The organism is Arthrobacter sp. P2b, assembly GCF_900168295.1.
GTDB lineage: Bacteria > Actinomycetota > Actinomycetes > Actinomycetales > Micrococcaceae > Arthrobacter.
Genome location: NZ_FVZL01000001.1, coordinates 520,134 through 546,370 on the forward strand (window position 1 = coordinate 520,134; position 26,237 = coordinate 546,370).

The window sequence follows — 26,237 nt, forward strand, 5'->3', positions numbered from 1 at the left end:
CAACGCGCATGATCGGTGCAGCCAGGAAACCAGAAACACACAAGTACCAGAACCCTCCCTCACAGAAGAGAACCAGCCCTGTTGCCTCAGGACCCAACAGTGTGCCAAACACTACCCGCCAGCAACGACCCAACCGCTTTCCAAGACACTCAAGAGCGTCCGTACTCACAAGCCGGTCCGTGCCACCAGGCACCTATTTGTTGATATTCCACCCATGAGCACCCGCCGCAGAACTTGCGTCTGCGCAACGGGCATATACTCCTGACAAACCCCCACCACCACATACGCGGCAGACAGTGATTTGTAGGTGCTCCTTAGAAAGGAGGTGATCCAGCCGCACCTTCCGGTACGGCTACCTTGTTACGACTTAGTCCCAATCGCCAGTCCCACCTTCGACAGCTCCCTCCCACAAGGGGTTAGGCCACCGGCTTCGGGTGTTACCAACTTTCGTGACTTGACGGGCGGTGTGTACAAGGCCCGGGAACGTATTCACCGCAGCGTTGCTGATCTGCGATTACTAGCGACTCCGACTTCATGGGGTCGAGTTGCAGACCCCAATCCGAACTGAGACCGGCTTTTTGGGATTAGCTCCACCTCACAGTATCGCAACCCTTTGTACCGGCCATTGTAGCATGCGTGAAGCCCAAGACATAAGGGGCATGATGATTTGACGTCGTCCCCACCTTCCTCCGAGTTGACCCCGGCAGTCTCCTATGAGTCCCCACCATCACGTGCTGGCAACATAGAACGAGGGTTGCGCTCGTTGCGGGACTTAACCCAACATCTCACGACACGAGCTGACGACAACCATGCACCACCTGTAAACCGACCCCAAAGGGGAAACCACATTTCTGCGGCGGTCCGGTTCATGTCAAGCCTTGGTAAGGTTCTTCGCGTTGCATCGAATTAATCCGCATGCTCCGCCGCTTGTGCGGGCCCCCGTCAATTCCTTTGAGTTTTAGCCTTGCGGCCGTACTCCCCAGGCGGGGCACTTAATGCGTTAGCTACGGCGCGGAAAACGTGGAATGTCCCCCACACCTAGTGCCCAACGTTTACGGCATGGACTACCAGGGTATCTAATCCTGTTCGCTCCCCATGCTTTCGCTCCTCAGCGTCAGTTAATGCCCAGAGACCTGCCTTCGCCATCGGTGTTCCTCCTGATATCTGCGCATTTCACCGCTACACCAGGAATTCCAGTCTCCCCTACATCACTCTAGTCTGCCCGTACCCACCGCAGATCCGGAGTTGAGCCCCGGACTTTCACGGCAGACGCGACAAACCGCCTACGAGCTCTTTACGCCCAATAATTCCGGATAACGCTTGCGCCCTACGTATTACCGCGGCTGCTGGCACGTAGTTAGCCGGCGCTTCTTCTGCAGGTACCGTCACTTTCGCTTCTTCCCTACTGAAAGAGGTTTACAACCCGAAGGCCGTCATCCCTCACGCGGCGTCGCTGCATCAGGCTTGCGCCCATTGTGCAATATTCCCCACTGCTGCCTCCCGTAGGAGTCTGGGCCGTGTCTCAGTCCCAGTGTGGCCGGTCACCCTCTCAGGCCGGCTACCCGTCGTCGCCTTGGTAAGCCATTACCTCACCAACAAGCTGATAGGCCGCGAGTCCATCCAAAACCACAAAAAGCTTTCCACCAACCACCATGCGATGAAAGGTCATATCCGGTATTAGACCCAGTTTCCCAGGCTTATCCCAGAGTTAAGGGCAGGTTACTCACGTGTTACTCACCCGTTCGCCACTAATCCCCGGTGCAAGCACCGGATCATCGTTCGACTTGCATGTGTTAAGCACGCCGCCAGCGTTCATCCTGAGCCAGGATCAAACTCTCCGTTGAAGTAAAACAAAAACAGACACAACACGCGCCACCGGGAAAACGGCAACACGCACTGCACAAAATTTGAAACCAGCTGTCAAAACCAGACCCACCACAGGGGCGGCAGGCCCGGCAAATTCAACCAATCCATAAAAACAAATCGGTATCAACAAACTTGGCACACTATTGAGTTCTCAAACAACAGACACATTCGAATATTTCCGAAACAATTCAACTAAACCGAATTAATATTTCGTATTTCTTCGCTGCGATGTTTCAATCTTATTTCATTCATTCTCGCTTTTGCAAATCCGGTTGTTTTCCCGGAATTCACTCTGTCGGAATGAATCCGCCCAGCCAAAAGCGAAGCATTTCTTCAACCCACGCTCTGCGTGACCAAGAATTGCTTCTTATTAGTTGGGGTTTGTCACCACTCAACGGCGGCGACTCAGAAAACAATACACGCCCCTCCGCGGCCGTGCAAATCGGCTGTGGAGGGGCGTGCATGTGGCAAAGCGGGGGTGGCGTCTGCCCCTGTTACGGAACCAGGACTTCCACAGTGGCCAGGTTCTTCTTGCCCCGGCGGAGCAGCAGGTACTGCCCGTGCAGGAGCTCGTCCTCGGAAATCACGGCTTCAGGATCCAGCACCTTTTCGTTGTTCACGTAGGCGCCCCCTTCCCCCACAGTGCGCCGGGCAGCAGACTTGCTTTCCGAAAGCCCGGAGGCAACAAGGAGATCGATGATTCCGAGTGCGTCCACCTGGACCGTGGCGGACGGAAGCTCGGACGTCGCCGCCTGGAGCGTGGACTTGTCCAGTGCAGCCAGGTCACCGTTTCCAAAGAGGGCGGCCGACGCGGCAATGACTTTTTCGGTGGCTTCCACCCCGTGAACGAGGGACGTTACTTCGAAGGCGAGCTTCCGCTGTCCCTCACGGGCAAAGGGGCGCTCGGCAACAGCCGTGGCAATGTCCTCAATCTCCGCGCGGGTGAGGAAGGTGAAGACCTTCAGCCGGTCCACCACATCCGCATCGGCAGTGTTGAGCCAGAACTGGTAGAAGGCGTAGGGGCTGCACATCCCGGCGTCGAGCCAGATGGCGTTGCCCTCACTCTTACCGAACTTCGTGCCATCCGAGTTGGTGATCAACGGCGTCCCCAGGGCGTGGACGCTCTTGCCCTCCACCTTGCGGATCAGTTCGGTTCCACTGGTGAGGTTGCCCCACTGGTCCGAGCCGCCAGTCTGCAACACGCAGCCGTAGTCGCGGTAGAGCTGCAGGTAATCCATGCCCTGCAGGATCTGGTAGCTGAACTCCGTGTAGCTGATGCCTTCATCGGAGTTCAGGCGCGAAGCGACGGCATCCTTGCGGAGCATGGTGCCCACCCGAAAGTGCTTGCCCACCTCCCGCAGGAAGTCGATGGCGCTCAGCGGCGCGGTCCAGTCCAGGTTGTTCACCATCCGGGCAGCGTTGTCCCCGTCAAAGCTGAGGAACCGCTGCACCTGGCCCTGAAGGTACCCAACCCACTCCGCCACCGTTTCCTTGGTGTTGAGCGTACGTTCCGCCGTAGGGCGGGGGTCGCCGATCATGCCCGTGGAGCCGCCGACAAGTCCCAGCGGTTTGTGGCCCGCCAGCTGCAGCCGCCGCATCACGAGCAGCTGGACCAGGTTGCCCAGGTGGAGGCTCGGCGCGGTGGGATCGAACCCGCAATAGTAGGTGACCGGCCCACCGGCGAGGAGCTTTTCCAGCTCTGCTTCGTCCGTGGAGACGTGGACCAGGCCACGCCATTTCAGCTCCTGCCAGATGTTGGCAAAAGTGGGGTCGTTCTGCTGCGATTCGACGCTGTTGATTTCTGACACGCTTTCTAAGTTAGCAGTACCGGCTCAGCGGACGATGCCGGCGGGTACCGGTTCTCCGGCTATCAGCCGCAGCCGCTGGGTGGCACGGGTCATGGCCACGTAGAGGTCGCCCACCTTGCCGTGCTCGTGGTTGAGCATCCGGGCAGGCTCCAGGACCACCACGCCGTCGAACTCCAGGCCTTTCGCGTCCCGGGGGCTGATGACCACGATGTCCTGTTCGTAGCTGCCCGCGCCCGTGCCGATGCGCCGACCGTAGGCGGCGCGCAGGGCTGCGGTGGCTTCCGGTAAAAGGTCACCTTCGGCAATGACAGCCAGCAGGCCGCCGTCGAGCGCTTCAAGTTCTTCCGGCAGAACTTCCACGAGCCGGTTGACCAGGGTGCCCGGCTCCACTTCATCGATGATGGGCGACCAGCGTCCTTCACGGACGGCCTTCGGTGCAGACACCACGAGGCCGGCGGCGTTGGCCATCCGCACCGCGGCCTCGGCAATCTGGGACGGGGTCCGGTAGTTGACCGTCAGCTCCTCCAGCTGCCACCGGTCGCCGAACATCGGGGCAAGGGCACCCTGCCAGGAATTGGCACCGGCCACAGAGCTGGTCTGGGCAATGTCCCCCACGATGGTGAAGGACTTCAGGGGGCAGCGCCGGACCAGGAGCCGCCACTGCATGGGCGAAAGCTCCTGGGCCTCATCCACCACGATGTGCCCGAAAGCCCAGGTGCGGTCGCTGGTGGCACGTTCCGCAGCCGTCAGCCTGGCCTCGCGTTCCTGGTTCTGGTCCACGAGGTCTTCGGCCGTCATCAGGGCGTCAACCCCGGCAGTTTCCATGTTGACGAGTGTCTGCTTGGCGTTGGCAAGGTCGCGGGCACGGTCGTGCTCCTGCTGTGCCAGCCCCCGTCCCGCCGCCGGATCCAGCTCGCCGAGCAGTTCGGCGGCCTCGTCCAGCAGCGGGACGTCGGATTCGGTCCACGGCGCATCCAAGGGACGCAGCAACAGCGCGCGTTCCGCCGAAGAAAGCTTGGGAGTGCAGAAGTCCAGGATTGCCGGCTTGCTGAACAGTTCGGAGATCAGCTTCTCCGGCGTCATGGGCATCCAGCACAGGTTCAGGGCGATCCGCACGTCGCGCGCCGTCCGGACGTCCTCGGCCAGGTAGGAGCGGTCGGCGTTGTTGCCGATGTTGCCTGCCTCGACGATGTCGGTCAGCTGTTCCGTCAGCTCCCGGAGCAGGATCTTGACGAAGGTCACCCGTGCCTCGTTGTGCGGCTTCCCGGTGGACCGGGCACGTTCGCGGGCGCGGCGGACCTGCCGGGGCGTCAGCACCAGCTTCCGTCCGTCCACCTGCAGGATCATGTTTTCACCGGGAATCCGCTGCCGGTTGGACACGGCATTGGCCACGATGTCCGCCATGTCCAGGCGGCCCTTGATGGCTGCGACGGCGGCGTCCGGTTCCGGGACGGCCTGGATGCCGGGCATCAGGCGGCCAAGGCTGGCCATGACCACGCCGGTCTCACCCAGCGATGGCAGCACGCGTTCGATGTACTTCATGAACGACGACGACGGGCCCACCAGCAGCACGCCTGCACTTTTGAGCCGGTCGCGGTGGGTGTAGAGCAGGTAGGCGGCGCGGTGCAGCGCCACGGCGGTCTTGCCCGTGCCGGGCCCGCCCTGGACCACCAGGGCACCGGAGATGGAGGAACGGATGATGCGGTCCTGCTCCGACTGGATGGTGCTGACGATGTCGGACATCCGGCCGGTCCGCTTGGAGTTAAGCGCCGCGAGCAGGGCGCCCTCGCCCTGCAGCGATTCGTTGTCCGCCAGCATCCCGGCGTCCAGGACGTCGTCCTCGATGGCCTTGACCTCGCGGCCCTGCAGGATCAGGTGCCGGCGGCGGCGCACACCCTGCCGGTCAAACGCTGTGGCCTGGTAGAAGTGTCCGGCTTCGGGCGCGCGCCAGTCCACCATGAGCCGCTGGAGGTCCTCGGTGGTGAGGCCGATGCGGCCGATGTACTGCGCTTCGCCCGAGTCCAGGTCCAGGCGTCCGAAGACCAGCCGGTCATCCACCGCATCAAGCTGCGCCAGGCGGTCCTCATACAGGGCGGCGAAAGCGTCACGTTCGGAAACGTTCTGCATGGTGCCTACAGCCCCGGCCCGGCGGACCTGCGCCAACTGCCGGCGTTTTTCCTCGCGGAGCTCTTCCAGCCGGGCATACAGGCCGGCTACATACTCCCGTTCGTGGGCCAATTCGGCGTCAAGCATTTAACGTTCCCCTATCGCAAAAGACAGACCGTCCATTCTACAACCATTTCCGTTAACGCTGGTGAAACTTGGCTGCGGCGGCCGCCCCGGCCACGTTTTTCGGTTTCCTGGGCTGGGCGGCCTTGTATTTGGACACCGTGGGGTCCCCGGTGATCCAGAAGCGCCACGAGTACGCATCCGATCCGCCCGCTCCGGCGACACCCACCCGCGGACCGGAACTGACGTGCACGGCCGGCCCGGACGGAAGCACCAGCCCGAACGGTGGCGCCAGGGCATCGCGCCCGCTGTCCGCCGTCGTTAAGCCCAATGCTTTGGCGAGCCGTGCGGGACCGCTGGCGAGGTCGGCCGCGCTCTTGGACGTGGGCCGCCGCCGTTGCGCCAGCTCTGCCCCGTCCACGATCTCGCCGGCACGCAGCAGCAGGGCGGAGGCTACCCCGTCCGGCCCGCACACGATGTTGGTGCAGTGGTGCATCCCGTAGGTGAAGTAGACGTACAGGTGCCCGGCGGGGCCGAACATCGGCGCGTTGCGGGGCGTAGGGCCGCGGTAGGTGTGCGATCCAGGATCAGGGTGCAGGGAATCCTCCGGCCCCAGATAGGCTTCCACCTCGGTCAGCCGGACGGAGACGGGTCCTTCGCGCGAATCGTGCGTGAGCACAGCACCCAGCAGCTTCGGGGCCAGCTCGCGGGCGTCGCCGGCGAGGATTTCCCGCAGCGGCGGACCGGCCGGTAAGGGATTTTCGCTCATGGCCAGACCTTACCCAATTCCCCGCGGTCCAGCCGCAATGCACTGCCGGGCGGGCCACGGCCATGTCCGATTTCCGCTAGGAGGGGCGTCCGGCGGCTGGCAGGATGGAGTAATGGACTTCTGGCAGCGCTACCGGGCAATCGATGCCCGGGACACCCGTTTCGACGGGCAGTTCTACACTGCCGTGCGGACCACAGGGATCTATTGCCGTCCCTCGTGCCCGGCCCGGACGCCCAAGGCCGCGAACGTCACCTTTTACGAGACGTCCGCTGCGGCGCACGACGCCGGCTACCGGGCCTGCAAGCGGTGCCTTCCGGAGGCGGTTCCCGGGACCCCTGCCTGGAACCTTCGCCAGGACGTCGCCGGCCGCGCCATGCGCCTGATCAACGACGGCGTGATCAACCGGGACGGCGTGGAGGGCCTCGCTGCCCGGCTGGGCTATTCTTCCCGCCAGCTCAACCGGATCCTCGTGCAGGAACTGGGTGCCGGGCCGCTGTCCCTTGCCCGGGCCGGACGGGCCCAGACAGCCCGCACCCTGCTGGTTTCCACATCCATGAAGCTCGCCGACATCGCGTTCGCTGCCGGCTTCAGCAGCGTCCGGCAGTTCAACGAAACCATGCTGGACGTTTTCGACATGACCCCCACGGCCTTGCGCCTGACCGGACGGACCACAAGATCCGCGGCGGGGTCCACCGCGCTGACCCTCAGCCTCCCCTACCGCAAGCCGTTCGATCCCGGCATTTTCACGTTCCTGGCGGTGCGTGCCATCCCGGGAATAGAGGCAGGGACGGCTGCGTCCTACGCCCGGGCCCTGCGGCTGCCGCACGGCGATGCCCGCTTCCGGGTGGAGTACGACGCCGGCGCCCGGGAGCGGCCCCTGACCCTCACCATCGGCGCGGTGGACCTTCGCGACCTGCCGGCGCTGCTGAGCCGCGTCCGCAGGTTGTTCGACCTTGACGCCGACCCCGAAGCCATCGACGGCGCCCTCGCAGAGGACAGCCGGCTCGCCAACGCAGTGGCGGAAGCGCCTGGCATCCGGATGCCCGGCGCGCTGGATCCGCAGGAACTGCTGGTGCGGGCGATGGTGGGGCAACAGATCACCGTGGCTGCCGCGCGGACCGCCTTGACCCGGCTGTCCGCAGCGGGCCGCCCGAGCACCGTCCCCGGCGACGGACTGGACCGGCTGTTCCCCACGCCGTCGGAAATTGCGGAGGCGGGACATTTGCTGCGCGGCCCCCGGCGGAGGACAGAATCACTCCTCAACGCCGCCGCCGCCATGGCAGAAGGCAGGATCGACCCGGGCTACGGAAACGACCTTCCCGGCCTCGCCGCCATGCTGCTTCCGCTGCCCGGTGTGGGACCGTGGACAGTGGGCTACGTGGCAATGCGGGTGCTTGGCGCCCCCGACGTCTTCCTTGCCAACGACGCCGCCGTCCGGAACGGGATCCGGGCCCTGTCCGCCGGCAACACCGAACTGAACCCGGACTTCCAGGAAGTCAGCCCCTGGCGCTCCTACGCCACCATGCACCTGTGGCGGGCCGCCGCCGCACCCAAAGGCCTTGCCCTGAATGACGTTTCCCTGGAAGTGATGCCATGAAAGCCCAGCTGCTCACGATGTCCACGCCGGACGGCCCCTTCACCATCCTGGCCCGGGACGGTGTGGTCCTGGCCTCCGGCTGGACAGCGGAGGTCACCAAACTGACCGGTCAGATCCACCCGGCCCTGCTCCCCTCGTCCGTTGAGGCGGTTTCGGGGCTGGGTGCGGTTTCGCTTGCGGTGGAGGCCTTCTACGACGGCGATCCGGGCCCCGCCATGGACGTGCCGGTCCGGCAGCAATCGGGGCCGTTCCGGGCCCACGCCTGGGATGTCCTCCGGCTGGTCAAACCCGGTTTTCCGGTGACGTATACGGAGTACGCCGCCTTGGCGGGCAACCCCAAAGCGATCCGGGCCGCAGCCAGCGCTTGCGCCTTCAACGCCGCTGCACTGTTTGTTCCCTGCCACCGCGTTATCCGGACTGACGGCTCGCTGGGCGGGTTCCGCTGGGGCCTGCGCGTGAAGGAAAGCCTCCTGGCCCGCGAAAAAATCTGAACAGCCCTCATTGCCCTATCACTTGTGGTTCCCAAACCAGGGTTTTAGGGACCAAGAGTGATAGGGCAACGGAAGGCCTGCCCTGCTATTTGGGGGCCGGCGTGCCCGCCGGCCAGGGCAGCAGTTCGGGCAGGTCGGTGCCGTCGGCGGCGGCAGACGCCCGCAGGCTGCCCAGTGATGGCTCCCGGCCGGCCAGCCATGCGGCAATGTCCGTCAGCATGCCGCTGACCACGATGGAACGGTTGCCGCTGCCGATGCTCACGGGCGGCAGGCCCAACGGCTGCAGCACCAGCTTGTCCTCCGGCGGTACCCGGGCAGCGAGGAATTCGAACAGGTGGTCACAGAACTGCCGGCTCCACGTTTCCGGTCCCCTGCCCGTGTTCAAATCCGAGGCATGGATGACGAGTTCGCGCCAGAGCGCCAGGCCGCCGTCGAGCACCACGCCCCCGCGGTAGGCGATGGGCGCCCACCACCCGATGCGGTGGGCCGAGGAATCCTTGACGTCCGGCAGCGCATCGAAGGCCTTGAGGACCCGTTGCAGAGCCGCGCCGAGGTCTGCACGGTGGGTGGCGGCGTCATGTCCGGCAGCCATCTCGATGGCCCTGTTCCGGCCCTCCATGCCGCCGTCGTACAACTCAATGGTCTCCTCGCGCGCTGCATACTCGAGTTGCCGGGCCATGGCGTTCGAGATCCCGGTGAGGTGGGCCAGGACATGCCCCCGTGTCCACTTCGGAAGGGCGGAGGGAGCCCGCACGTCCTCGTCGCTGAACTTTGCAGCATCAGCGGCAACGGTGTCGGCGGCCTTGTGGAGCCAAGCGAGCAGGTCATCGGGTGCGGGAGCTGTCATGGCGCCCATCCTAGCCCGGACGGTTGCCGTCGGGACCGAGACGGTGCCGCACGTGCTCGCCGTCGTTGCTGGCCTGCCAGAACTCGTACTCCGTGGGCTGGAGGGCATAGAGCTGCCAGTTGGGGTTGTCGCTGCCGTCGGCGCGGGGCCGCTCGTGCCAGTCAACGGCGGACGCCTCCGCCGACAGTTCCACGACGGGACCCGCCACCCGGACCTGCCGGCCCTGGGAGGGCCAGTAGAAGTTCATGGCAGCCCGCGGTGCCTCGGCAAGCTCCCGGCCCTTCCGGGAGGTGCGGGACGTGGCGAAGTGCCAGCCGTCGTCGTCGATGTTTTTCAGGATCAGCATCCGGGACGACGGTTGTTGCCCGCCCACTGTGGCGAGGCTGAACGCGTGCGGCTGCTGCTCCCCTGCGGCCAGTGCCTCGTCCAGCCACTGCTTGAACAGCTCCACGGGATCTGCCGGCGCGTTCTCCGGGTCAAAGCCCGGCAGCAACGCCGGAAAGTCGGGAAGCGTGCGAAGGAACTTTCGGAACGTTTCGCTCATGCGTCCAGCTTAAACGCCGCGAGACGGCACTTCACGGCAGTGTTTATGAAAAACATTGCCGCGAAGTGCCATCTCGCGGGGTGGTTAGCCCGCGTACTCCCGGACGCCCGCAAGCTCTGCTTCCAGCGCAACCAGTTGGCGTTCGACGGCGGAGGGTGCGGTGCCGCCCTGGGAGTTGCGGCTGTTCAGCGACCCCTCCGTGGACAGGACCGCCCGGACCTCAGGGGTGAGGTGTTCCGAGATGGCGGCGTACTCCTCATCCGTCAGGTCCCACAGCTCCACGCCGCGGCTTTCGGCCTGCTTGACCGCCGCACCGGACAGCTCATGCGCCTCCCGGAACGGCACACCCTGGCGGACCAGCCACTCGGCAATGTCCGTCGCCAGCGCGAAGCCCTGCGGTGCCAGCGACTCCATCCGCTCAGTATTGAACTTCAGCGTCGCAATCATGCCGGAGACGGCCGGAAGCAGCAGCTCCAGGGTGTCGGCGGCATCGAAAACCGGCTCTTTGTCCTCCTGCAGGTCGCGGTTGTACGCCAGCGGCAGGCCCTTGAGCGTGGCCAGCAGTCCGGTCAGGTTGCCGATCAGGCGCCCTGCCTTACCGCGGGCCAGTTCCGCCACGTCAGGGTTCTTCTTCTGCGGCATGATCGAGGACCCCGTGGAGTACGAATCATGCAGCGTGACGAAGGAGAACTCCTTCGTGGCCCAGAAGATCACTTCCTCGGAGATCCTGGACAGGTCCACACCGATCATGGAGCACACCCAGGCGAACTCGGCGAAGACGTCGCGCGATGCGGTGCCGTCGATCGAGTTGTGGGCTGCCGAGTAGAAGCCAAGGTCCGCAGCCACGGCTTCGGGATCCAGGCCCAGCGAGGACCCTGCCAGCGCGCCCGAACCGTACGGGGAGACACCGGCCCGCTTGTCCCAGTCCTGGAGCCGCTGCACATCGCGCAGCAGTGCCCAGGCGTGGGCGAGCAGGTGGTGGCTGAGCAGGACCGGCTGGGCGTGCTGCAGGTGGGTGCGGCCCGGCATGGCCACGCCGTGGTGGGCCTTGGCCTGGTCCACCAGGGCGTCCACCGTGGCAAGCACGCCGCGGGCGATGATCCGGGCATGGTCGCGCAGGAACATCCGGCCCAGGGTGGCCACCTGGTCGTTGCGGGACCGGCCGGCGCGGAGCTTGCCGCCCAGCTGGACCCCGGCCCGCTCGATGAGGCCGCGCTCCAGGGAACCGTGGACGTCCTCGTCGGACTCCGCCGGCAGGTAGGCGCCCGAGGCAACGTCCTCGTCCAGCTGCGTCAAGGCCGAGAGCATGCCCTCAAGCTCGCCGTCGTCCAGCAGCCCTGCCTTGTGCAGCACGCGGGCGTGGGCCTTGGAACCGGCGATGTCGTAGCGCGCCAGCCGCCAGTCGAAGTGCGTGGACTTGCTCAGCGCGGCCAGGGCATCCGCGGGGCCGCCGGCGAACCGGCCGCCCCACAGTGCGCCTTCGTTCGTAGCGGACGCCATTTACTGACCCGCGACCCGGATGTCGCGGCCGGAGGCTACCTTGGCGGACATGCCCCACAGCTCGATGAAGCCCTTGGCCATCGACTGGTCAAAGGTGTCACCGGTGTCGTAGGTGGCCAGCGAGAAGTCGTACAGGGAGGTGTCGGAGCGGCGGCCGTTGACGATGGCCTGGCCACCGTGCAGGGTCATGCGGATGTCGCCGGAGACGTACTTCTGGGTGTCCTCGATGAAGGCGTCCAGGGAGCGCTTCAGGGGGGAGAACCACTGTCCGTCGTACACCAGCTCTGCCCAGCGCTGGCCAACGGTGGCCTTGAAGCGGGCCTGCTCGCGCTCGATGGTGATGTCCTCGAGGTGCTTGTGAGCCGTGATCAGTGCCATGGCGCCGGGGGCTTCGTAGATTTCGCGGGATTTGATGCCCACCAGGCGGTCCTCGACGACGTCGATGCGGCCAACGCCCTGGGCGCCGGCACGCCGGTTGAGTTCCTTGATGGCCTGCAGCGGGGTGACCCGGACGCCGTCGATCGCTACCGGCACGCCGGCTTCGAAGGAGATGGTGACCTCATCCGGTGCCGGCGGGAACTCCGGGGTGGCGGTGTAGTCGTAGATGTCCTTGGTGGGCGCGTTCCAGATGTCCTCAAGGTAGCCGGTTTCGACGGCGCGGCCCCAGACGTTCTGGTCGATCGAGTACGGGTTCTTCTTGGTGGTCTCGATGGGCAGTCCCTTTTCCTCGGCGAAGGCGATGGCCTTGTCGCGGGTCAGGGCGAGGTCGCGGACCGGTGCGATGCACTTCAGGTCCGGGCCGAGGGTCTGGATGCCGACCTCGAAGCGGACCTGGTCGTTGCCCTTGCCGGTGCAGCCGTGGGCAACGGTGGTGGCGCCGAACTCGCGGGCGGCCTTGACCAGGTGCTTCACGATCACGGGGCGGGAGATGGCGGAGACCAGCGGGTAGTGGCCCTGGTAGAGGGCGTTGGCCTTCAGGGTGGGGACGCAGTATTCGTTGGCGAACTCGTCGGAGGCGTCGGCCACGTAGGCTTCGACGGCGCCGCAGCCCAGGGCGCGCTGGCGGATGGTCTCGAGGGACTCGCCGCCCTGTCCGACGTCTACCGCCACGGCGATGACCTCAGCGCCGGTGGCTTCACCGATCCAGCCGATGGCTACGGACGTGTCCAGGCCGCCGGAATAGGCCAGCACAATGCGTTCAGTCACTTTAAATGCTCCTTGTTGGGGGTTTGTTGGTTGTTGCCTTCAAGCTTATTGCCCGGCTTCCTCTGCCAGTTGCAGGAAGCGGGCGGCGAGGTCCGGACCTCCGAGCGGGTCCCGGGAGACCAGCAGGACCGTATCGTCCCCGGCGATGGTGCCCAGGATGGACGGCATCACCGAATGGTCGATGGCCAGGGCCAGGAAGTTGGCTGCACCGGGCGGGGTCCGGAGCACCACGATGTTGGCCGAAGCTTCGGCCGTCACCAGCAGTTCACTGCACAGCCGGGCGAGCCTTGCGTCCAGGATTTCCTGGCTGACGCCGCTCTTCGCGGCCCGCTCGCCCCCTTCGCCGGGGACTGCATACACCAGGACGCCCTCTTTCCCGCGGACGCGGACCGCTCCCAGTTCCACCAGGTCCCGCGACAGCGTTGCCTGGGTGACCTGCACGCCGTCGTCCGCCAGCAAAGCGGCCAGCTCGGCCTGGGAACGCACCGATTCACCCGTCAGGATGGCGGTGATGCGCGCCTGGCGGGCGGTTTTGGTGGCCGGGCTGGAGCCCGGCACCGACGGGCTGGTGGACACTAGAACGTGCTCTCCCCGGTGCCTTCAACGGGTGCAAGACCGTCGACGAATGCCAGGCCGGAGCGGTGCATCAGCCAGGCCATCAGCGCTTTCTGGGCGTGCAGGCGGTTTTCCGCCTCGTCCCACACGATGGACTGGGGGCCGTCAATGACCCCTGCCGAGATTTCGTAGCCGCGGTAGGCCGGCAGGCAGTGAAGCACGACGGCGTCTTCCGCAGCCTGTGCCATGGCCGCCTCGTCCACGGAGTACTCCCGGAACAGCTGCAGCCGGGCTTCCTTTTCCGCTTCCTGGCCCATGGACACCCAGGTGTCCGTGGCCACCACGTCGGCGCCCTTGAGCGCTTCTGCTGCATCCGTGGTGATCAGGACCGAGCCGCCCGTCTGGGCGGCGCGTTCCTCGGCAGCGGCCACGATGTCCGCGGCGGGCAGGTACCCTTCGGGCCCGGCGATGCGGACGTGCATTCCAGCCGTGACCCCGGCCAGCAGGTAGGAGTTGGCCATGTTGTTGGCCGCATCGCCCAGGTAGCTCATGGTGAGGCCCTTGAGCTCGCCCTTGTGCTCCTTGACGGCCAGCAGGTCGGCCAGGAGCTGGCACGGGTGGTAGTCGTCGCACAGCGCATTGATGACGGGGACCTTCGAGTTTTCCGCCATGGCCACCAGGCCGGAGTGTGCACCGGTACGCCACACGATGGTGGAGACCATCCGTTCCAGGACCTTGGCGGTGTCCTCCACGGATTCCTTGTGGCCGATCTGCGCCTCGCCGGGGTTGATGATCAGGGCGTTGCCGCCCATGTCCGCGATGCCCGTGGCGAACGAGACGCGGGTGCGGGTGGAGGTCTTGTCGAAGATCACGGCTACGGTCTTGCGGCTGTTGCCCTCCGCCGCGAAGGGCTGGACGCTGTAGGGCGCCGCCTTCATGCGCGCGGCAAGCTCCAGGACCTCAGCCTGTTCTGCCGGGCTGAGGTCGGTGTCCTTGAGGAAGTGCCGGGTGGTGTTCTTCTCAGGGGCTGCGCTGGTGGAAACGGCAGAAGTCACTGGGCGTCCTTAGCTTTCTGGAGGATTGCCGGGAAGGCGGCGAGGAAGGAGTCGGCCTGGGCCGTGGTGAGGACCAGCGGCGGTGCCAGGCGGATGGTGCGCGGTCCCGGGCTGTTGACAATGAAGCCGGCATCCAGCCCGGCCTGCACCACGGCCGGCGCCACGTCGGCGTCAAGGTCGAAGCCGATCAGCAGGCCTTCGCCGCGGACCTCGGTGACGCCCGGGACGGCGGCCAGCGCGGAGCGGAGGTGCTCCCCCACCAGGCGCACGTTGTCCAGCACCTGCTGGTTTTCGATCGCGTGCAGCGTGGCGAGGGCCGCCGCGGTTGCCACGGGGTTCCCGCCAAAGGTGGTGCCGTGCTGGCCTGCGGACAGCAACGACGACGTCTGCCCGCCCATCGTGATCAGCGCGCCGATGGGGAAGCCGCCGCCCAGGCCCTTGGCCAGGGTGATGGCGTCCGGGACAATTCCGGCGTCCTCGCTGGCGAGCCACTTGCCGGTCCGGCCGATGCCGGTCTGGACCTCGTCCAGGATCAGCAGCGCGCCCGCCTTGGTGGTGGCATCCCGGGCTGCCTGCAGGTAGCCCGGCGGAAGGGGGCGGACTCCGGCTTCACCCTGGATGGGCTCCAGGAAAACGGCTGCCACCGTTTCGTCGACGGCGGCTTCCAGCGCAGCAATGTCGCCGAACGGAATGTGGACCACGCCGCCGGGCAGCGGCTCGAACGGCGTCCGGTACGCTTCCTTGGCGGTGAGGGCCAGCGCTCCCATGGTGCGCCCGTGGAAGGCCCCCTCCAGTGCCACGATTTTTGTCCGCGTGGGCGTGCCACTCGCGGCTGCACCGGAGTTGCGGCGGGCGAGCTTGAACGCGGCCTCGTTGGCCTCGGTGCCGGAGTTGGTGAAGAACACCTTGGACCCGGCCGGCGCGTGTGCCAGCACCAGGAGCTTCTCGGCCAGCGCGATCTGGGTGGGGCTGGTGAAGAAGTTGGAGACGTGCCCCAGCGTGGCCAGTTGGCTGGCGATAACCGAGGTGACGAACGGGTGGGCGTGGCCCAGCGCGTTGACGGCGATGCCGCCCAGCAGGTCCAGGTATTCCTTCCCGTCGGCGTCCCAGACCAGGCAGCCGGCACCCCGGACCAGGACGCGCTGCGGGGTGCCGAAGACGCCCATCAGGGAGGTGGAGTAGCGGGCCAGCCACTCCGACCCTGCGTGGCCGCTGGTTTCCACCAGTTCGGTCAACGGGGTTTCGGCCAGCTCAGCCACCGTGGCCTTCTGATTCTGGTTCATGCGTTGGTCTCCTCGTCCGGAACCACCTGGGTACCGATTCCCGCGGTCGTGAAAGTTTCAAGAAGCATGGAGTGCGGCAGGCGGCCGTCCACGATGTGCGCCCGTTCCACTCCCTCGTCAATGGCCTTAAGGCACGCTGCCATTTTGGGGATCATGCCTGATTCGAGTTTCGGCAGCATTCCCCGCAGCTCGGTGGCCGTGATGGAGGAGATCAGCGAGGACTTGTCCGGCCAGTTGGCATAGAGTCCCTCGACGTCAGTCAGGATCACCAGCTTGGACGCACCCAGCGCGGAGGCTACGGCAGCGGCGGCGGTATCGGCGTTGACGTTCAGCACCTGGCCGGTGGGCTGGAACCTGGCGGCACCGGGGACGCCGTCGCCGCCGTCGACAATTTCCGGGGCCACGGTGGAGATCACGGGGATGCGCCCGGCGTCGAGAATGTCCTTGATCCCGGCGGGGTCGACGCCGACCACCTCGCCCACCAGTCCAAGGTCCACTTCTTCGCCATCCACCACTGTCCCGGTGCGGACGGCGCGCAGCAGGCCGCCGTCCTCCCCGGACATGCCGACGGCGTAGGGCCCGTGGGAGTTGATAAGCCCCACCAGTTCCCGTCCCACCTGTCCGGTGAGCACCATGCGGACCACGTCCATGGCTTCAGGGGTGGTGACGCGGAGTCCGCCCTTGAATTCGGATTCGATGCCAAGCCGGCCGAGCATGGAGTTGATCTGCGGCCCGCCGCCGTGGACCACCACGGGGTGGATCCCCACGTGGTGGAGGAACACGATGTCCTCGGCGAAGGCGCGGCGCAGGTCATCGTTGACCATGGCGTTGCCGCCGTACTTGATCACCATGGTGGTGCCGGCAAAGCGCTGGATCCAGGGCAGGGCCTCGATCAACGTTCCGGCCTTTGCCTGAGCGTCGGACATGCTGGTGGTCTCGCGCGTCTGGGTGTTCATGCTGTCGCTTCCGCAGGGGTTCCGGTGATGGGCCAGTGCACCTAGCTGGAGTAGGCGCTGTTCTCGTGCACGTAGTCGTGGGTGAGGTCATTCGTCCAGATCGTGGCTTCGGCGTCGCCGGCCTGCAGGTCGATCTCCACCAGGACTTCGCGCGGCTCAAGGTCCACCAGGCCGCGGTCGTCGCCGATGCTGCCGTTGCGGCAGATCTGGATGCCGTTCATGGCCACGTTGAGCTGGTCCGGCTCGAATGCGGCGTCGGTGGTACCCACCGCGGAAAGCACGCGGCCCCAGTTGGGGTCCTTGCCGAAGATCGCGGCCTTGAAGAGGTTGGACCTGGCAACAGAACGGCTCACCGTCTCAGCGTCCGCTTCGCTGGCCGCGTTGAACGTCCGGATGGCGATATCGTGGCTGGCACCTTCGGCGTCGGCGATGAGCTTCCGCGCCAGCTCGGCGCAGACCTGTGTGAGGCCTGCGGTGAAAGCCTCGGCAGAGGGCACGGCCCCGGAGGCGCCGGAGGCCAGCAGGACCACGGTGTCGTTGGTGGACATGCAACCGTCCGAGTCGGCCCGGTCGAAGGTGACGCGGGTGGCGTCGCGGAGGACGACGTCGAGCAGTTCCGGCTCCACCCCCGCGTCCGTGGTGAGTACGACGAGCATGGTGGCGAGGCCGGGTGCAAGCATGCCGGCCCCCTTGGCGATGCCGCCGATGGTGAACTCCTGGCCGTCGGAGTCCGTGCCGATGAACAGCGCGGACTTGGGGACCGAGTCGGTGGTCATGATGGCGGTGCCGGCAGCCGGGCCGCCGTCGGTGCTGAGGGCCGCGGCGGCAGCCTCCACGCCGGGAAGGATCTTGTCCATGGGAAGCTGCTCGCCGATCAGGCCCGTGGAGCAGACAAAGACGTCGGTGGCGGAAATGCCCAGCACTTCTGCCACCTTTTCGGCCGTGCTGTGCGTGTTCTGGAAGCCGGTGGGCCCGGTGCAGGCGTTCGCGCCGCCGGAGTTGAGGACCACGGCGTCCACCCGGCCATCGGAGACCACCTGGCGGGACCAGTGGACGGGCGCTGCGGCCACCCGGTTGCTGGTGAACACGGCGGCAGCGGCCTTCTCGGGCCCGTCGTTGACCACCAGGGCCAGGTCGGGCTTGCCGGAAGCCTTCAGTCCGGCGGTGACGCCGGCGGCCCGGAATCCCTGGGGTGCGGTGATGGTCACGGGGCTACTCCCTGCAGGTTGAGGCCGGCGGTTTCCTGCAGGCCGAGTGCGATGTTCATGGATTGGACGGCGCCGCCGGCCGTTCCCTTGGTGAGGTTGTCGATGACGCAGGTGACGATCACGCGGCCGGTGTGGGCGTCGAAGGCCAGCTGCATCGCGGCATGGTTGGATCCCTGCACGGACTTGGTGGTGGGCCACTGGCCCTCGGAAAGGACGTGCACGAACGGTTCGTCGTCGTACGCGTCGGTCCAGGCCTGCCGCAACTGCGCTGCCGTGGTACCGGCTTTAACGCGGGCTGTTGCGGTGGTAAGGATGCCGCGGCTCATGGGGGCCAGCGTGGGGGTAAAGGATACGGTCACCCGCCCACCTGCAGCATTGGACAGGCCCTGTTCGATCTCGGGAGTATGGCGGTGCCCGCCACCCACGCCGTAGGGGCTCATGGAACCCATGACTTCGGAACCGATCAGGTTTACCTTGGCTGCCTTGCCGGCACCCGAGGTGCCGGACGCGGAAACGATGACGACGTCGTCGGGCTCCAAAAGGTGGGCCGCGAACCCGGGCGTCAGGGCCAGCAGGGCCGACGTCGGGTAGCAGCCGGGAACGGCGATGCGGGTGGCGCCCTTAAGCGCCTCGCGCTGGCCGGGAAGCTCCGGGAGTCCGTAGGGCCACGTTCCGGCGTGCGCGGAGCCGTAGAACTTTTCCCACGCTGCGGGGTCCTCCAGGCGGTGGTCGGCGCCGGCGTCGATCACCACCGTCCCTTCGGGCAGGCGTGCGGCGATCTCGGCCGAGGCACCGTGCGGCAGGGCCAGAAAGACCACGTCATGCCCTGACAGGTTCTCCACCGTGGTGTCTTCGAGGATGCGGCTGGCAAGTCCGTGCAGGTGGGGCTGCAGTTCGCCGAGCCGGGAGCCGGCGTTGCTGTGGGCCGTGATGGCGCCAATGGTGACGTCCGGATGGCCAGCCAGGAGGCGGAGGACCTCTCCCCCGGCGTAGCCGCTGGCGCCCGACACTGCAACAGAAATAGTCATGATCTCGACTATACAGCAATAGTTATGCATAGGGGCCGATATTTATGCACGGCTTGTCGGCTGAGGGACAAGTGTCCCTAGGATGGTTCCGGCAGCCGGGGCCGGAAAAGCCGGGCCCGGGGAAGGAGAGCAATGACGCATGCAATCGTCGCACGGCAGGCAGGCGGCCCGGAAGTCCTTGAGTATGCGGATGTTGAGCGGCCCGTCCCTGGTCCGGGCCAGCTGCTGGTGAAGGTGGCAGCGGTGGGAGTCAATTTCATCGAGACCTACCAGCGGGGCGGCATGTACCAGGTGCCTTTCCCTTTCACGCCCGGATCAGAAGCCGCGGGCACGGTCGAGGAGGTGGGCGAGGGGGTCGAATCCTTCACCATAGGCAGCCGGGTGGCCACGGCGGAAGGCTCGCGGTGTTATGCCGGATACACCCTGATCGACGAAGCCAAAGCCCTCCCGGTGCCGGACGGGGTGGATGACCTCACCGCCGCAGCACTGCCGCTCCAGGGCATGACTGCCCACTACCTGATCAACTCCTCCTTCAGGGTGGAGCCCGGACACACGGTGCTGACGCACGCGGGCGCCGGCGGCGTGGGCCTGCTGCTGACCCAACTGCTGAAGGAAAGGGGCGCCCGGGTCATCACCACTGTTTCCTCCGACGCCAAGGCAGAACTTGCCCGGGCTGCCGGGGCGGACCATGTGCTTCGGTACGACGGATTTCCCCACCACGTCCGTGAGCTGACCAACGGGCAAGGCGTTGATGTGGTGTACGACGGCGTTGGCCGCAACACCTTCGACGGTTCCCTGTCCTGCCTGCGGACGCGCGGAATGCTGGTCCTGTTCGGGGCCGCTTCAGGAGCGGTTCCCCCGGTGGATCCGCAACGCCTCAACGCCGGCGGATCGCTGACGCTGACCCGGCCGACCCTGGGCCACTTCCTGCTCAACCAGCAGGAGCGGCGCTGGCGGTCCGGGGAGATCTTCGCCGCCGCAGCCAATGGAAGTTTGAAGGTCCGCATCGGTGCCCGCTACCCGTTGTCCCAGGCCGCCCAGGCGCACCGCGACCTGGAAGCACGGAACACCACCGGCAAAGTGATCCTGATCCCGTAGTGGCTGCCGCCACAGAAAAGATGAACAAAAGGTGAACGCAAGGCCTGCAGGAATGGAATGTTCGGTCATCCGGGACATCTTCTGTTCATCTGGCACGGGCAGAATGCCGGAGTGACTCAGCAGCAGGTCCCCCTTGAGGACGTCCGTCCCTCCCGTGACGTCCCGCCCGGCGGACAGCCCTCAGGGGAAGCCCCAAGGTACGCTCCCCAGCTGCCCGGGTCCCTGGCTGCGCCCCCGGAGCGGACCCTCATCGACATCCTGCGGGACACTGCAGCCCGGCATCCCGACGCTTCAGCCCTGGACGACGGCCACCGCTCGCTCAGCTACTCCCAGTTGATGGGAGAAGTCCGGGCTGCGGCCAGGCGGCTGCACCAGGCAGGCCTGGGTGCCGGCGACAGAATCGGCGTGCGGATTCCGTCCGGCACCAACGAACTCTACGTTTCCATTCTCGCGGTGCTCCTGGTGGGGGCGGCCTACGTTCCCGTCGACGCGGACGATCCCGACGAACGTGCGCGGCTGGTCTTCGGCGAGGCCCGGGTGGCGGGCGTCCTGGAAGCCGGCGGCCTACTCCAGGAATCCCCCCTGGGCGGTCCCGCCCGCACAGTTCCTTTTGCCGGTGCCCGCCCGCCTGTTCCTGACGATGACGCCTGGGTCATCTTTACGTCGGGCTCCACCGGCACCCCGAAGGGCGTGGCCGTCAGCCACCGGTCAGCAGCAGCCTTTGTGGATGCCGAAGCGCGGATCTTCCTCCAGGATGAACCGCTGGGACCGCAGGACCGGGTCCTGGCCGGCCTTTCGGTGGCATTCGACGCCTCCTGCGAGGAGATGTGGCTGGCGTGGCGGCACGGGGCCTGCCTGGTCCCGGCCCCGCGGGCGCTGGTGCGGACCGGCATGGACCTGGGCCCGTGGCTTATCAACCACGGAATCACCGCCGTCTCCACAGTCCCCACGCTTGCAGCGCTGTGGCCCGCCGAGGCGCTGGAGAACGTCCGCCTGCTGATCTTCGGCGGCGAAGCGTGTCCGCCTGAGCTGGCTACGCGCCTGGCCGTGGCCGGGCGGGAGGTCTGGAACACGTACGGCCCCACGGAAGCAACCGTGGTGGCGTGCGCGGCGCCTCTGGGCGGGCCGGGCCCCGTGCGGATAGGCCTGCCGCTGGACGGCTGGGACCTGACCGTGGTTGACGGAAACGGCGTGCCGGTGGCCGAGGGCGAGGTGGGTGAGCTGATCATCGGCGGAGTGGGCCTGGCCCGCTACCTGGACCCGGCCAAGGACGCGGAAAAATATGCACCGATGCCGGGGCTGGGCTGGTCGCGTGCCTACCGGTCAGGAGACCTGGTGCGTTATGAGCAGGCGGGCCTGATTTTCCAGGGCCGGGCGGACGAACAGGTGAAGCTGGGCGGGCGCAGGATTGAGCTTGGCGAAATTGACGCGGCCCTGCAGTCACTCCCGCAGGTGGCCGGAGCTGCCGCGGCAGTCCAGACGACGGCGGCCGGCAACCAGATCCTGGTGGGCTACCTCGCGCCCGTCGCCGGGCAGGACCTTGACCTGGCCGCTGCCCGGGACCAGCTCTCGGCCAGCCTGCCCGCCGCGCTGGTCCCCCTGCTCACCCTGGTGGACTCGCTGCCCACGAAGACCAGCGGGAAAGTGAACCGGCATGCCCTGCCCTGGCCCCTTGCCGGGGCCGGCGCAGCCGAGGCCGATGCGGCATCGCTGAACCTGCCCGACGATGCCGCCTGGATCGTGGAGCAGTGGAGCGCAGTCCTGGGCAGCCCGGTCACGTCCCTTGACGCCGATTTCTTCGCCTATGGGGGAGGATCATTGTCGGCGGCCCAGCTCGTGTCCGCCCTGCGCGTCCGCTACCCCACCGTCACCGTGGCCGACATTTACGCGACGCCCCGGGCGGGTGCCCTGATCGAGGTGGCACGGCAGTCCCGGCCGGAGGGAGACACAGGCCCGGCTCCCGAGCGTGCAGTACGGCCAACGGCCCGCAAGTCGCAGGTCTTCCAAACCCTGATGGGCGTTCCGCTGCACGTCCTGGTGGGCATGCGGTGGCTGACGTACGTCATGGCCATCAACAACGTGCTCGCCGTGCTGGCGGGCTTCTCCGCTGCCCCCACCGTTTCGTGGTGGTGGGTGGGCGCCTCCTGGCTGGTGTTTGTGAGCCCGGCCGGGCGGATGATGATTTCTGTCGGTTCGGCCAGGTACCTGCTGCGCGGCGTCAAGCCCGGAACATACCCGCGCTCCGGGAAGGTCCACCTGCGCCTCTGGCTCGCCGAACAAATCCAGGACCTGGCCGGCGCCATCAGCCTCGCCAGCGCACCCTGGGTCCCCCATTACGCCAGGGCACTGGGCGCGAAAATCGGCAAGGACGTCCAGCTCCACTCGCTGCCGCCCGTCACCGGGCTGCTGTCGCTGGGCAACGGAGCCAACGTGGAACCGGAGGTTGACCTCTCCGGCTGGTGGATCGACGGCGACAACGTCCACATTGGTGCCATCCGCATCGGATCCGGGGCCACGGTGGGGGCCCGCAGCACCCTGATGCCCGGCGCCTCCGTGGGAGCTGGCGCCCAGGTGGAGGCCGGATCCGCAGTACTGGGCAAGGTCAAGGCGGGCCAGCTGGTAGCCGGCTCCCCCGCCCGGCGGCAGGGCAAGGCAAAACATGCGGTGCCCGATGCCCCGGCCCCGGGCCCCTTCGCGGCGAGGCTGTGGTTTGCCGGCTTCGCCGCGGCCTCGGCAGCCCTGGCGGTGATCCCTTATTTGTCGGCGGCCGCAGCGCTCTGGGTGGCTTTCCTCTTCATCCAGGGCAGCGCCTCGCTGTCGGCTGCCCTGCCGCAGCTGCTGCTGGCCCTTCCACTGGCCTCCCTGGCATGGTTCCTCACCAATGCCCTGCTGATCCTGGCCGTCACGCGTCTGCTCAGCATCGGCCTTACCGAGGGGTATCACCGGGTGCGCAGCCGCGTCGGCTGGCAGGTCTGGGCCACGGAGCGCGTCCTGGACCTTGCCCGGGACCTGCTGTTTCCCATCTACGCGAGCCTTTTCACGCCCGTGTGGCTCCGGCTGCTGGGGGCAAAGATCGGCAGGAACGTGGAAGCGTCCACCGTCCTGCTGATTCCCGCAATGACCACCGTGGGCGAAGGTGCGTTCCTGGCCGATGACACCATGGTTGCCTCCTACGAACTGGACAGCGGCTGGCTCCGGGTGGCTCCTGCCAAAATCGGCAAGCGTTCCTTCCTGGGCAATTCCGGAATGACGGCCGCAGGACGCAGCGTGCCCAAGAATTCCCTGGTGGCAGTCCTCTCCGCGACCCCCGCGAAGGCGAAGTCGGGCACCTCCTGGCTGGGCAGCCCACCCGTCCGGCTGCGGCGGACAGCCATCGACTCCGACGACTCCCGCACGTTCCAGCCACCGCTGAAACTCAAACTGGCCCGGTCCCTCTGGGAACTGGGCAGGTTCGTGCCGGTGGTGCTCACGGTGGGAATCGCCGTCGGCACCATGCTTGCCTTTGACTGGCTGGCTGCAACCTTCAGCTATGGTGGCGCGGCGATCCTCAGCGGCGTCGTGATGCTCCTGGCCGGGGCGGTGGCCGCCGCAGCGTCCGTCATCGCCAAATGGATTTTGGTGGGACGGATCCGTGCCGGCGAGCACCCGTTGTGGAGTTCGTTCATTTGGCGCAATGAAGTGGTGGACACCTTCATCGAGCTGGTCAGTGCACCCTGGTTTGCCCGCGCCGCAACCGGCACCCCCGCCCTGGTCTGGTGGCTGCGTTCCCTCGGCGCGAAAATCGGGTCCGGCACGTGGTGCGAGAGCTATTGGCTGCCGGAGGCCGACCTGGTGACGCTGGGCAGGAACGCCACGGTGAACCGCGGATGCGTGGTGCAGACGCACCTTTTCCACGACCGGGTGATGAGCATTGACGCTGTTACGCTCGAAGACGGGGCCACCATGGGCCCGCACGGCGTCATCCTCCCGCAGGCAAGTGTTGGCGCGGGCGGAACCGTGGGACCGGCGTCCCTGGTGATGCGCGGCGAAACAGTCCCCGCCGCAACGTATTGGATGGGCAACCCGGTCAGTCCGTGGCGGGGACCCGCAGCACCCCCTGCCTAAAAGCAAGCAAAGGTTATCCATGAGTTCTCCAGTATCAGCCGCCGGCGGCCACGTCCCCGTGTCCAGGGACGCTGCCCCCGACCCTTACCTGCCCGGCTCCGGCACCGATGCCTTCACCGTGGACCGCTACGAACTGGAGCTTGACTACAGGGTCAGCACCAACCGGCTCAGCGGCAGGGCTGTGCTGCACGGCGTGACCCGGGTGCCGACGTCGGCCATCGTCCTGGACTTCACCGGCCTGCGGGCCACGAAGGTGCAGCTGGACGGCCGGAAGGCGGCCAGGTTCAGCCAGCGGCCGGAACAACTGGTGGTGTCCGCGCCTTCCCCGTTGCAGCCGGGGCAACAGTTCACGCTTGAGATCCGTTACGAGGGCAATCCGTCACCGCGCAGGGGCCTGTGGGGCGAGGTGGGCTGGGAGGAGCTGTCCGACGGCGTCCTGGTGGCCGGGCAGCCGAACGGGGCGCCCTCCTGGTTCCCGTGCAACGATCACCCCAGGGACAAGGCCAGCTACCGGCTTACCGTGACCACCGACGCCGGGTACCGCGCCGTATGCAACGGTGTCCTGCAGTCGCGCACCACCCGCTCCAGCCGGGAGACGTGGGTTTATGAGCAGGCCGAGCCGATGCCCACCTACCTGGCGACGGTGCAGATCGGCCGCTATGGCGTCCTGGAACTGGAGACGGGCAGGCATGCTGCCCCGGTGCCCCAGCCCGTTGCCGTACCCGCCGCTTTGGCCGACCGTGCACGGGCCGGGCTGGCACTGCAGCCGGCCATGATGCGGACCTTCATCGACTGTTTCGGACCGTACCCGTTCCCCGGTTACACCGTGGTGGTGACGGAAGATGAGCTGGAAATTCCGCTCGAAGCCCAGGGCATGTCCATCCTGGGCCCCAACCACCTGGACCAGGACTGGGAATCGCAGCGGCTGATCGCCCATGAACTGTCGCACCAGTGGTTCGGCAACTCCCTGACGGCGGCCTCATGGCAGGACATTTGGCTGCACGAGGGCTTTGCCTGCTATGCGGAATGGATCTGGTCGGAGGAAGCCGGGGTCATGCCCGTCGCCGCCCGCGCCGAAGCTGCGTGGCGCGGATTGGCGGCGGACGCCCAGGACCTCCTGGTGGGTGATCCGGGACCGCAGCACATGTTCGATGACCGCGTCTACAAACGGGGAGCGCTGGCCGTGCACGCCGTACGGCTCGCATGCGGCGACCTCGCATTCTTCGCCCTGCTCCAGGAGTGGACCGCCCGGCACCGCCACGGGTCCGTGTCCACCCATGACTTCATCCTCGCAGTGGACCGGGCCACCGCCCTGGACACGGAGGCTTTGCTGCACCCGTGGCTGTATGAAGAGGTCCTGCCGCCCCTGCCGGTGCGCTGACGCCGCCTAGAGGGAAAGCGCGACGGCGGCCGCCAGGCGGGCGGGCAGCCCGGTCCCGGCCGGGTCCAGGTCCCTTATCTCCGGGCGCGCCAGGACGTCCACCGACGATGGTGCAGTGCGCAACCCGTCCCCGGTCATTTTCAGCCAGGCTTCCTTGCGCGCCCACAGCCTCGCCCTCGCCGCAAGCAGGTCCCGGCCGTCGAGGGCCCGCAGGCTGTGCTGCTCGGCGGCGCTGAGTGCCAGTGCCGGGAACCCGTCGAAGCCGGTGCGGGCGGCATCTTCCACGTCCGCTCCCAGCCGGAGTCCGGGTTCAGGGTCAACCACAGCGGCGAGCAGTGTCCAGCCCGCCGCCCGGGACAGGCTGAGTGCCAGCGGTGCCGGCACGCCGCCCAGCAGGTAACCCGGGCGGCCGTGGCTGACATAGGGTCCGGCGCCGCAGCGGGGGCACGTGTAGGAGGCCGCCAGCTGCGTGGCGGGCACGGCCAGCAGTTCGGCCGCGAACAGCCGCTGGGCGAGCCGCCCCGCCAGGAAGCCGTCCCCGGCTGCCGGCTCCATGGCCCGTGCCCTTGCCAGCTCGGAGGCATCAAGCACCGTTTCAGCGTCACGGCGGACCTGCCCGGCTTCCCCGGACAGCAGAAAGGGCGGGATGGCCCGCACCACAAGCTGCGACACCATGCACCCGCCCTTTCAGGAGCTCTCCGCGGGAACGGCT

Annotated in this window: 19 protein-coding genes and 1 rRNA gene; 5 read left to right on the forward strand and 15 right to left on the reverse strand. The window is 66.7% G+C overall.

The annotated features are described in order from the left end of the window. Window positions 1-318: 318 nt before the first annotated feature. The 4 genes from B5520_RS02325 to B5520_RS02340 all read right to left on the reverse strand — a co-directional run bounded on the left by B5520_RS02325 (window position 319) and on the right by B5520_RS02340 (window position 6,672). Window positions 319-1,844, reverse strand: a 16S ribosomal RNA gene (locus B5520_RS02325). 516 nt (window positions 1,845-2,360) lie between these two features. Then, entirely contained in the window at window positions 2,361-3,674 is a 1,314-nt protein-coding gene (gene tyrS / locus B5520_RS02330; RefSeq protein ID WP_079595439.1) for a tyrosine--tRNA ligase, read from the reverse strand. A 24-nt stretch (window positions 3,675-3,698) separates the two neighbouring features. Beyond that, window positions 3,699-5,927, reverse strand: coding sequence for a HelD family protein (locus tag B5520_RS02335; protein WP_079595440.1), 2,229 nt, complete (start codon window positions 5,925-5,927; stop codon window positions 3,699-3,701). Between the two features lie 52 nt (window positions 5,928-5,979). Continuing rightward, the gene (locus B5520_RS02340; protein WP_079595441.1) at window positions 5,980-6,672 is read right to left on the reverse strand and encodes a DNA-3-methyladenine glycosylase; all 693 of its coding nucleotides are present in this window, start codon (window positions 6,670-6,672) and stop codon (window positions 5,980-5,982) included. Window positions 6,673-6,784: 112 nt separating this feature from the next. Here B5520_RS02340 and B5520_RS02345 point away from each other — a divergent pair, with 112 nt between their 5' ends. Together B5520_RS02345 and B5520_RS02350 are read left to right on the forward strand one after the other, a co-directional pair. Next, window positions 6,785-8,269, forward strand: a complete 1,485-nt coding sequence (locus tag B5520_RS02345) for an AlkA N-terminal domain-containing protein (protein WP_079595442.1) — start codon at window positions 6,785-6,787, stop codon at window positions 8,267-8,269. Then, window positions 8,266-8,760 carry a methylated-DNA--[protein]-cysteine S-methyltransferase gene (locus B5520_RS02350; protein ID WP_079595443.1) on the forward strand — a complete coding sequence of 165 codons (495 nt, stop codon included), beginning with the start codon at window positions 8,266-8,268 and terminating at the stop codon, window positions 8,758-8,760. Before B5520_RS02345 ends, B5520_RS02350 begins: the two co-directional genes overlap by 4 nt. A gap of 85 nt (window positions 8,761-8,845) precedes the next feature. On the opposite strand, the gene B5520_RS02355 is transcribed toward B5520_RS02350, so the two are convergent. From B5520_RS02355 to argC, 10 genes are all read right to left on the reverse strand, one after another. Beyond that, complete coding sequence (locus B5520_RS02355; RefSeq protein ID WP_079595444.1) at window positions 8,846-9,607, reverse strand: maleylpyruvate isomerase family mycothiol-dependent enzyme; 762 nt, start codon at window positions 9,605-9,607, stop codon at window positions 8,846-8,848. A gap of 10 nt (window positions 9,608-9,617) precedes the next feature. Then, window positions 9,618-10,151: a pyridoxine/pyridoxamine 5'-phosphate oxidase gene (locus B5520_RS02360; protein WP_079595445.1), complete on the reverse strand. Its 534-nt coding sequence runs from the start codon at window positions 10,149-10,151 to the stop codon at window positions 9,618-9,620. 84 nt (window positions 10,152-10,235) lie between these two features. Then, on the reverse strand, window positions 10,236-11,651 hold the full coding sequence (gene argH / locus B5520_RS02365) for an argininosuccinate lyase (protein WP_079595446.1): 1,416 nt from the start codon (window positions 11,649-11,651) through the stop codon (window positions 10,236-10,238). Beyond that, window positions 11,652-12,857: an argininosuccinate synthase gene (locus B5520_RS02370; RefSeq protein ID WP_079595447.1), complete on the reverse strand. Its 1,206-nt coding sequence runs from the start codon at window positions 12,855-12,857 to the stop codon at window positions 11,652-11,654. It abuts the gene before it with no gap. 45 nt (window positions 12,858-12,902) lie between these two features. Then, window positions 12,903-13,433 (reverse strand): arginine repressor, encoded by a 531-nt coding sequence (locus tag B5520_RS02375; RefSeq protein WP_079595448.1) that lies wholly within the window; start codon window positions 13,431-13,433, stop codon window positions 12,903-12,905. Then, a complete protein-coding gene (gene argF / locus B5520_RS02380; RefSeq protein WP_079595449.1) occupies window positions 13,433-14,467 on the reverse strand; it encodes an ornithine carbamoyltransferase in 1,035 nt (344 codons plus the stop codon). The genes B5520_RS02375 and argF overlap by 1 nt, the downstream gene beginning before the upstream one ends. Beyond that, a complete protein-coding gene (locus B5520_RS02385) occupies window positions 14,464-15,750 on the reverse strand; it encodes an acetylornithine transaminase (protein ID WP_079595450.1) in 1,287 nt (428 codons plus the stop codon). The genes argF and B5520_RS02385 overlap by 4 nt, the downstream gene beginning before the upstream one ends. Beyond that, window positions 15,747-16,706, reverse strand: coding sequence for an acetylglutamate kinase (argB, locus tag B5520_RS02390; RefSeq protein ID WP_079595451.1), 960 nt, complete (start codon window positions 16,704-16,706; stop codon window positions 15,747-15,749). The genes B5520_RS02385 and argB overlap by 4 nt, the downstream gene beginning before the upstream one ends. A 41-nt stretch (window positions 16,707-16,747) precedes the next feature. Next, window positions 16,748-17,914, reverse strand: a complete 1,167-nt coding sequence (gene argJ / locus B5520_RS02395) for a bifunctional glutamate N-acetyltransferase/amino-acid acetyltransferase ArgJ (RefSeq protein ID WP_079595452.1) — start codon at window positions 17,912-17,914, stop codon at window positions 16,748-16,750. Next, window positions 17,911-18,942 carry an N-acetyl-gamma-glutamyl-phosphate reductase gene (gene argC / locus B5520_RS02400; protein WP_079595453.1) on the reverse strand — a complete coding sequence of 344 codons (1,032 nt, stop codon included), beginning with the start codon at window positions 18,940-18,942 and terminating at the stop codon, window positions 17,911-17,913. The genes argJ and argC overlap by 4 nt, the downstream gene beginning before the upstream one ends. Window positions 18,943-19,074: 132 nt before the next feature. On the opposite strand from argC, the gene B5520_RS02405 reads away from it, so the two are divergent. Genes B5520_RS02405 through B5520_RS02415 form a run of 3 tightly spaced genes read left to right on the forward strand, consistent with a single transcriptional unit; the run spans window position 19,075 to window position 25,525 of the window. After that, complete coding sequence (locus B5520_RS02405; protein WP_079595454.1) at window positions 19,075-20,040, forward strand: quinone oxidoreductase family protein; 966 nt, start codon at window positions 19,075-19,077, stop codon at window positions 20,038-20,040. Between the two features lie 57 nt (window positions 20,041-20,097). Then, window positions 20,098-24,144 (forward strand): Pls/PosA family non-ribosomal peptide synthetase, encoded by a 4,047-nt coding sequence (locus B5520_RS02410; protein ID WP_079595455.1) that lies wholly within the window; start codon window positions 20,098-20,100, stop codon window positions 24,142-24,144. Window positions 24,145-24,163: 19 nt separating this feature from the next. Further along, window positions 24,164-25,525 (forward strand): M1 family metallopeptidase, encoded by a 1,362-nt coding sequence (locus B5520_RS02415; protein WP_079595456.1) that lies wholly within the window; start codon window positions 24,164-24,166, stop codon window positions 25,523-25,525. 6 nt (window positions 25,526-25,531) lie between these two features. Here the strand turns inward: B5520_RS02415 and B5520_RS02420 are convergent, their stop codons facing one another. After that, the gene (locus tag B5520_RS02420) at window positions 25,532-26,200 is read right to left on the reverse strand and encodes a 4'-phosphopantetheinyl transferase family protein (RefSeq protein WP_079595457.1); all 669 of its coding nucleotides are present in this window, start codon (window positions 26,198-26,200) and stop codon (window positions 25,532-25,534) included. Window positions 26,201-26,237: the final 37 nt, after the last annotated feature.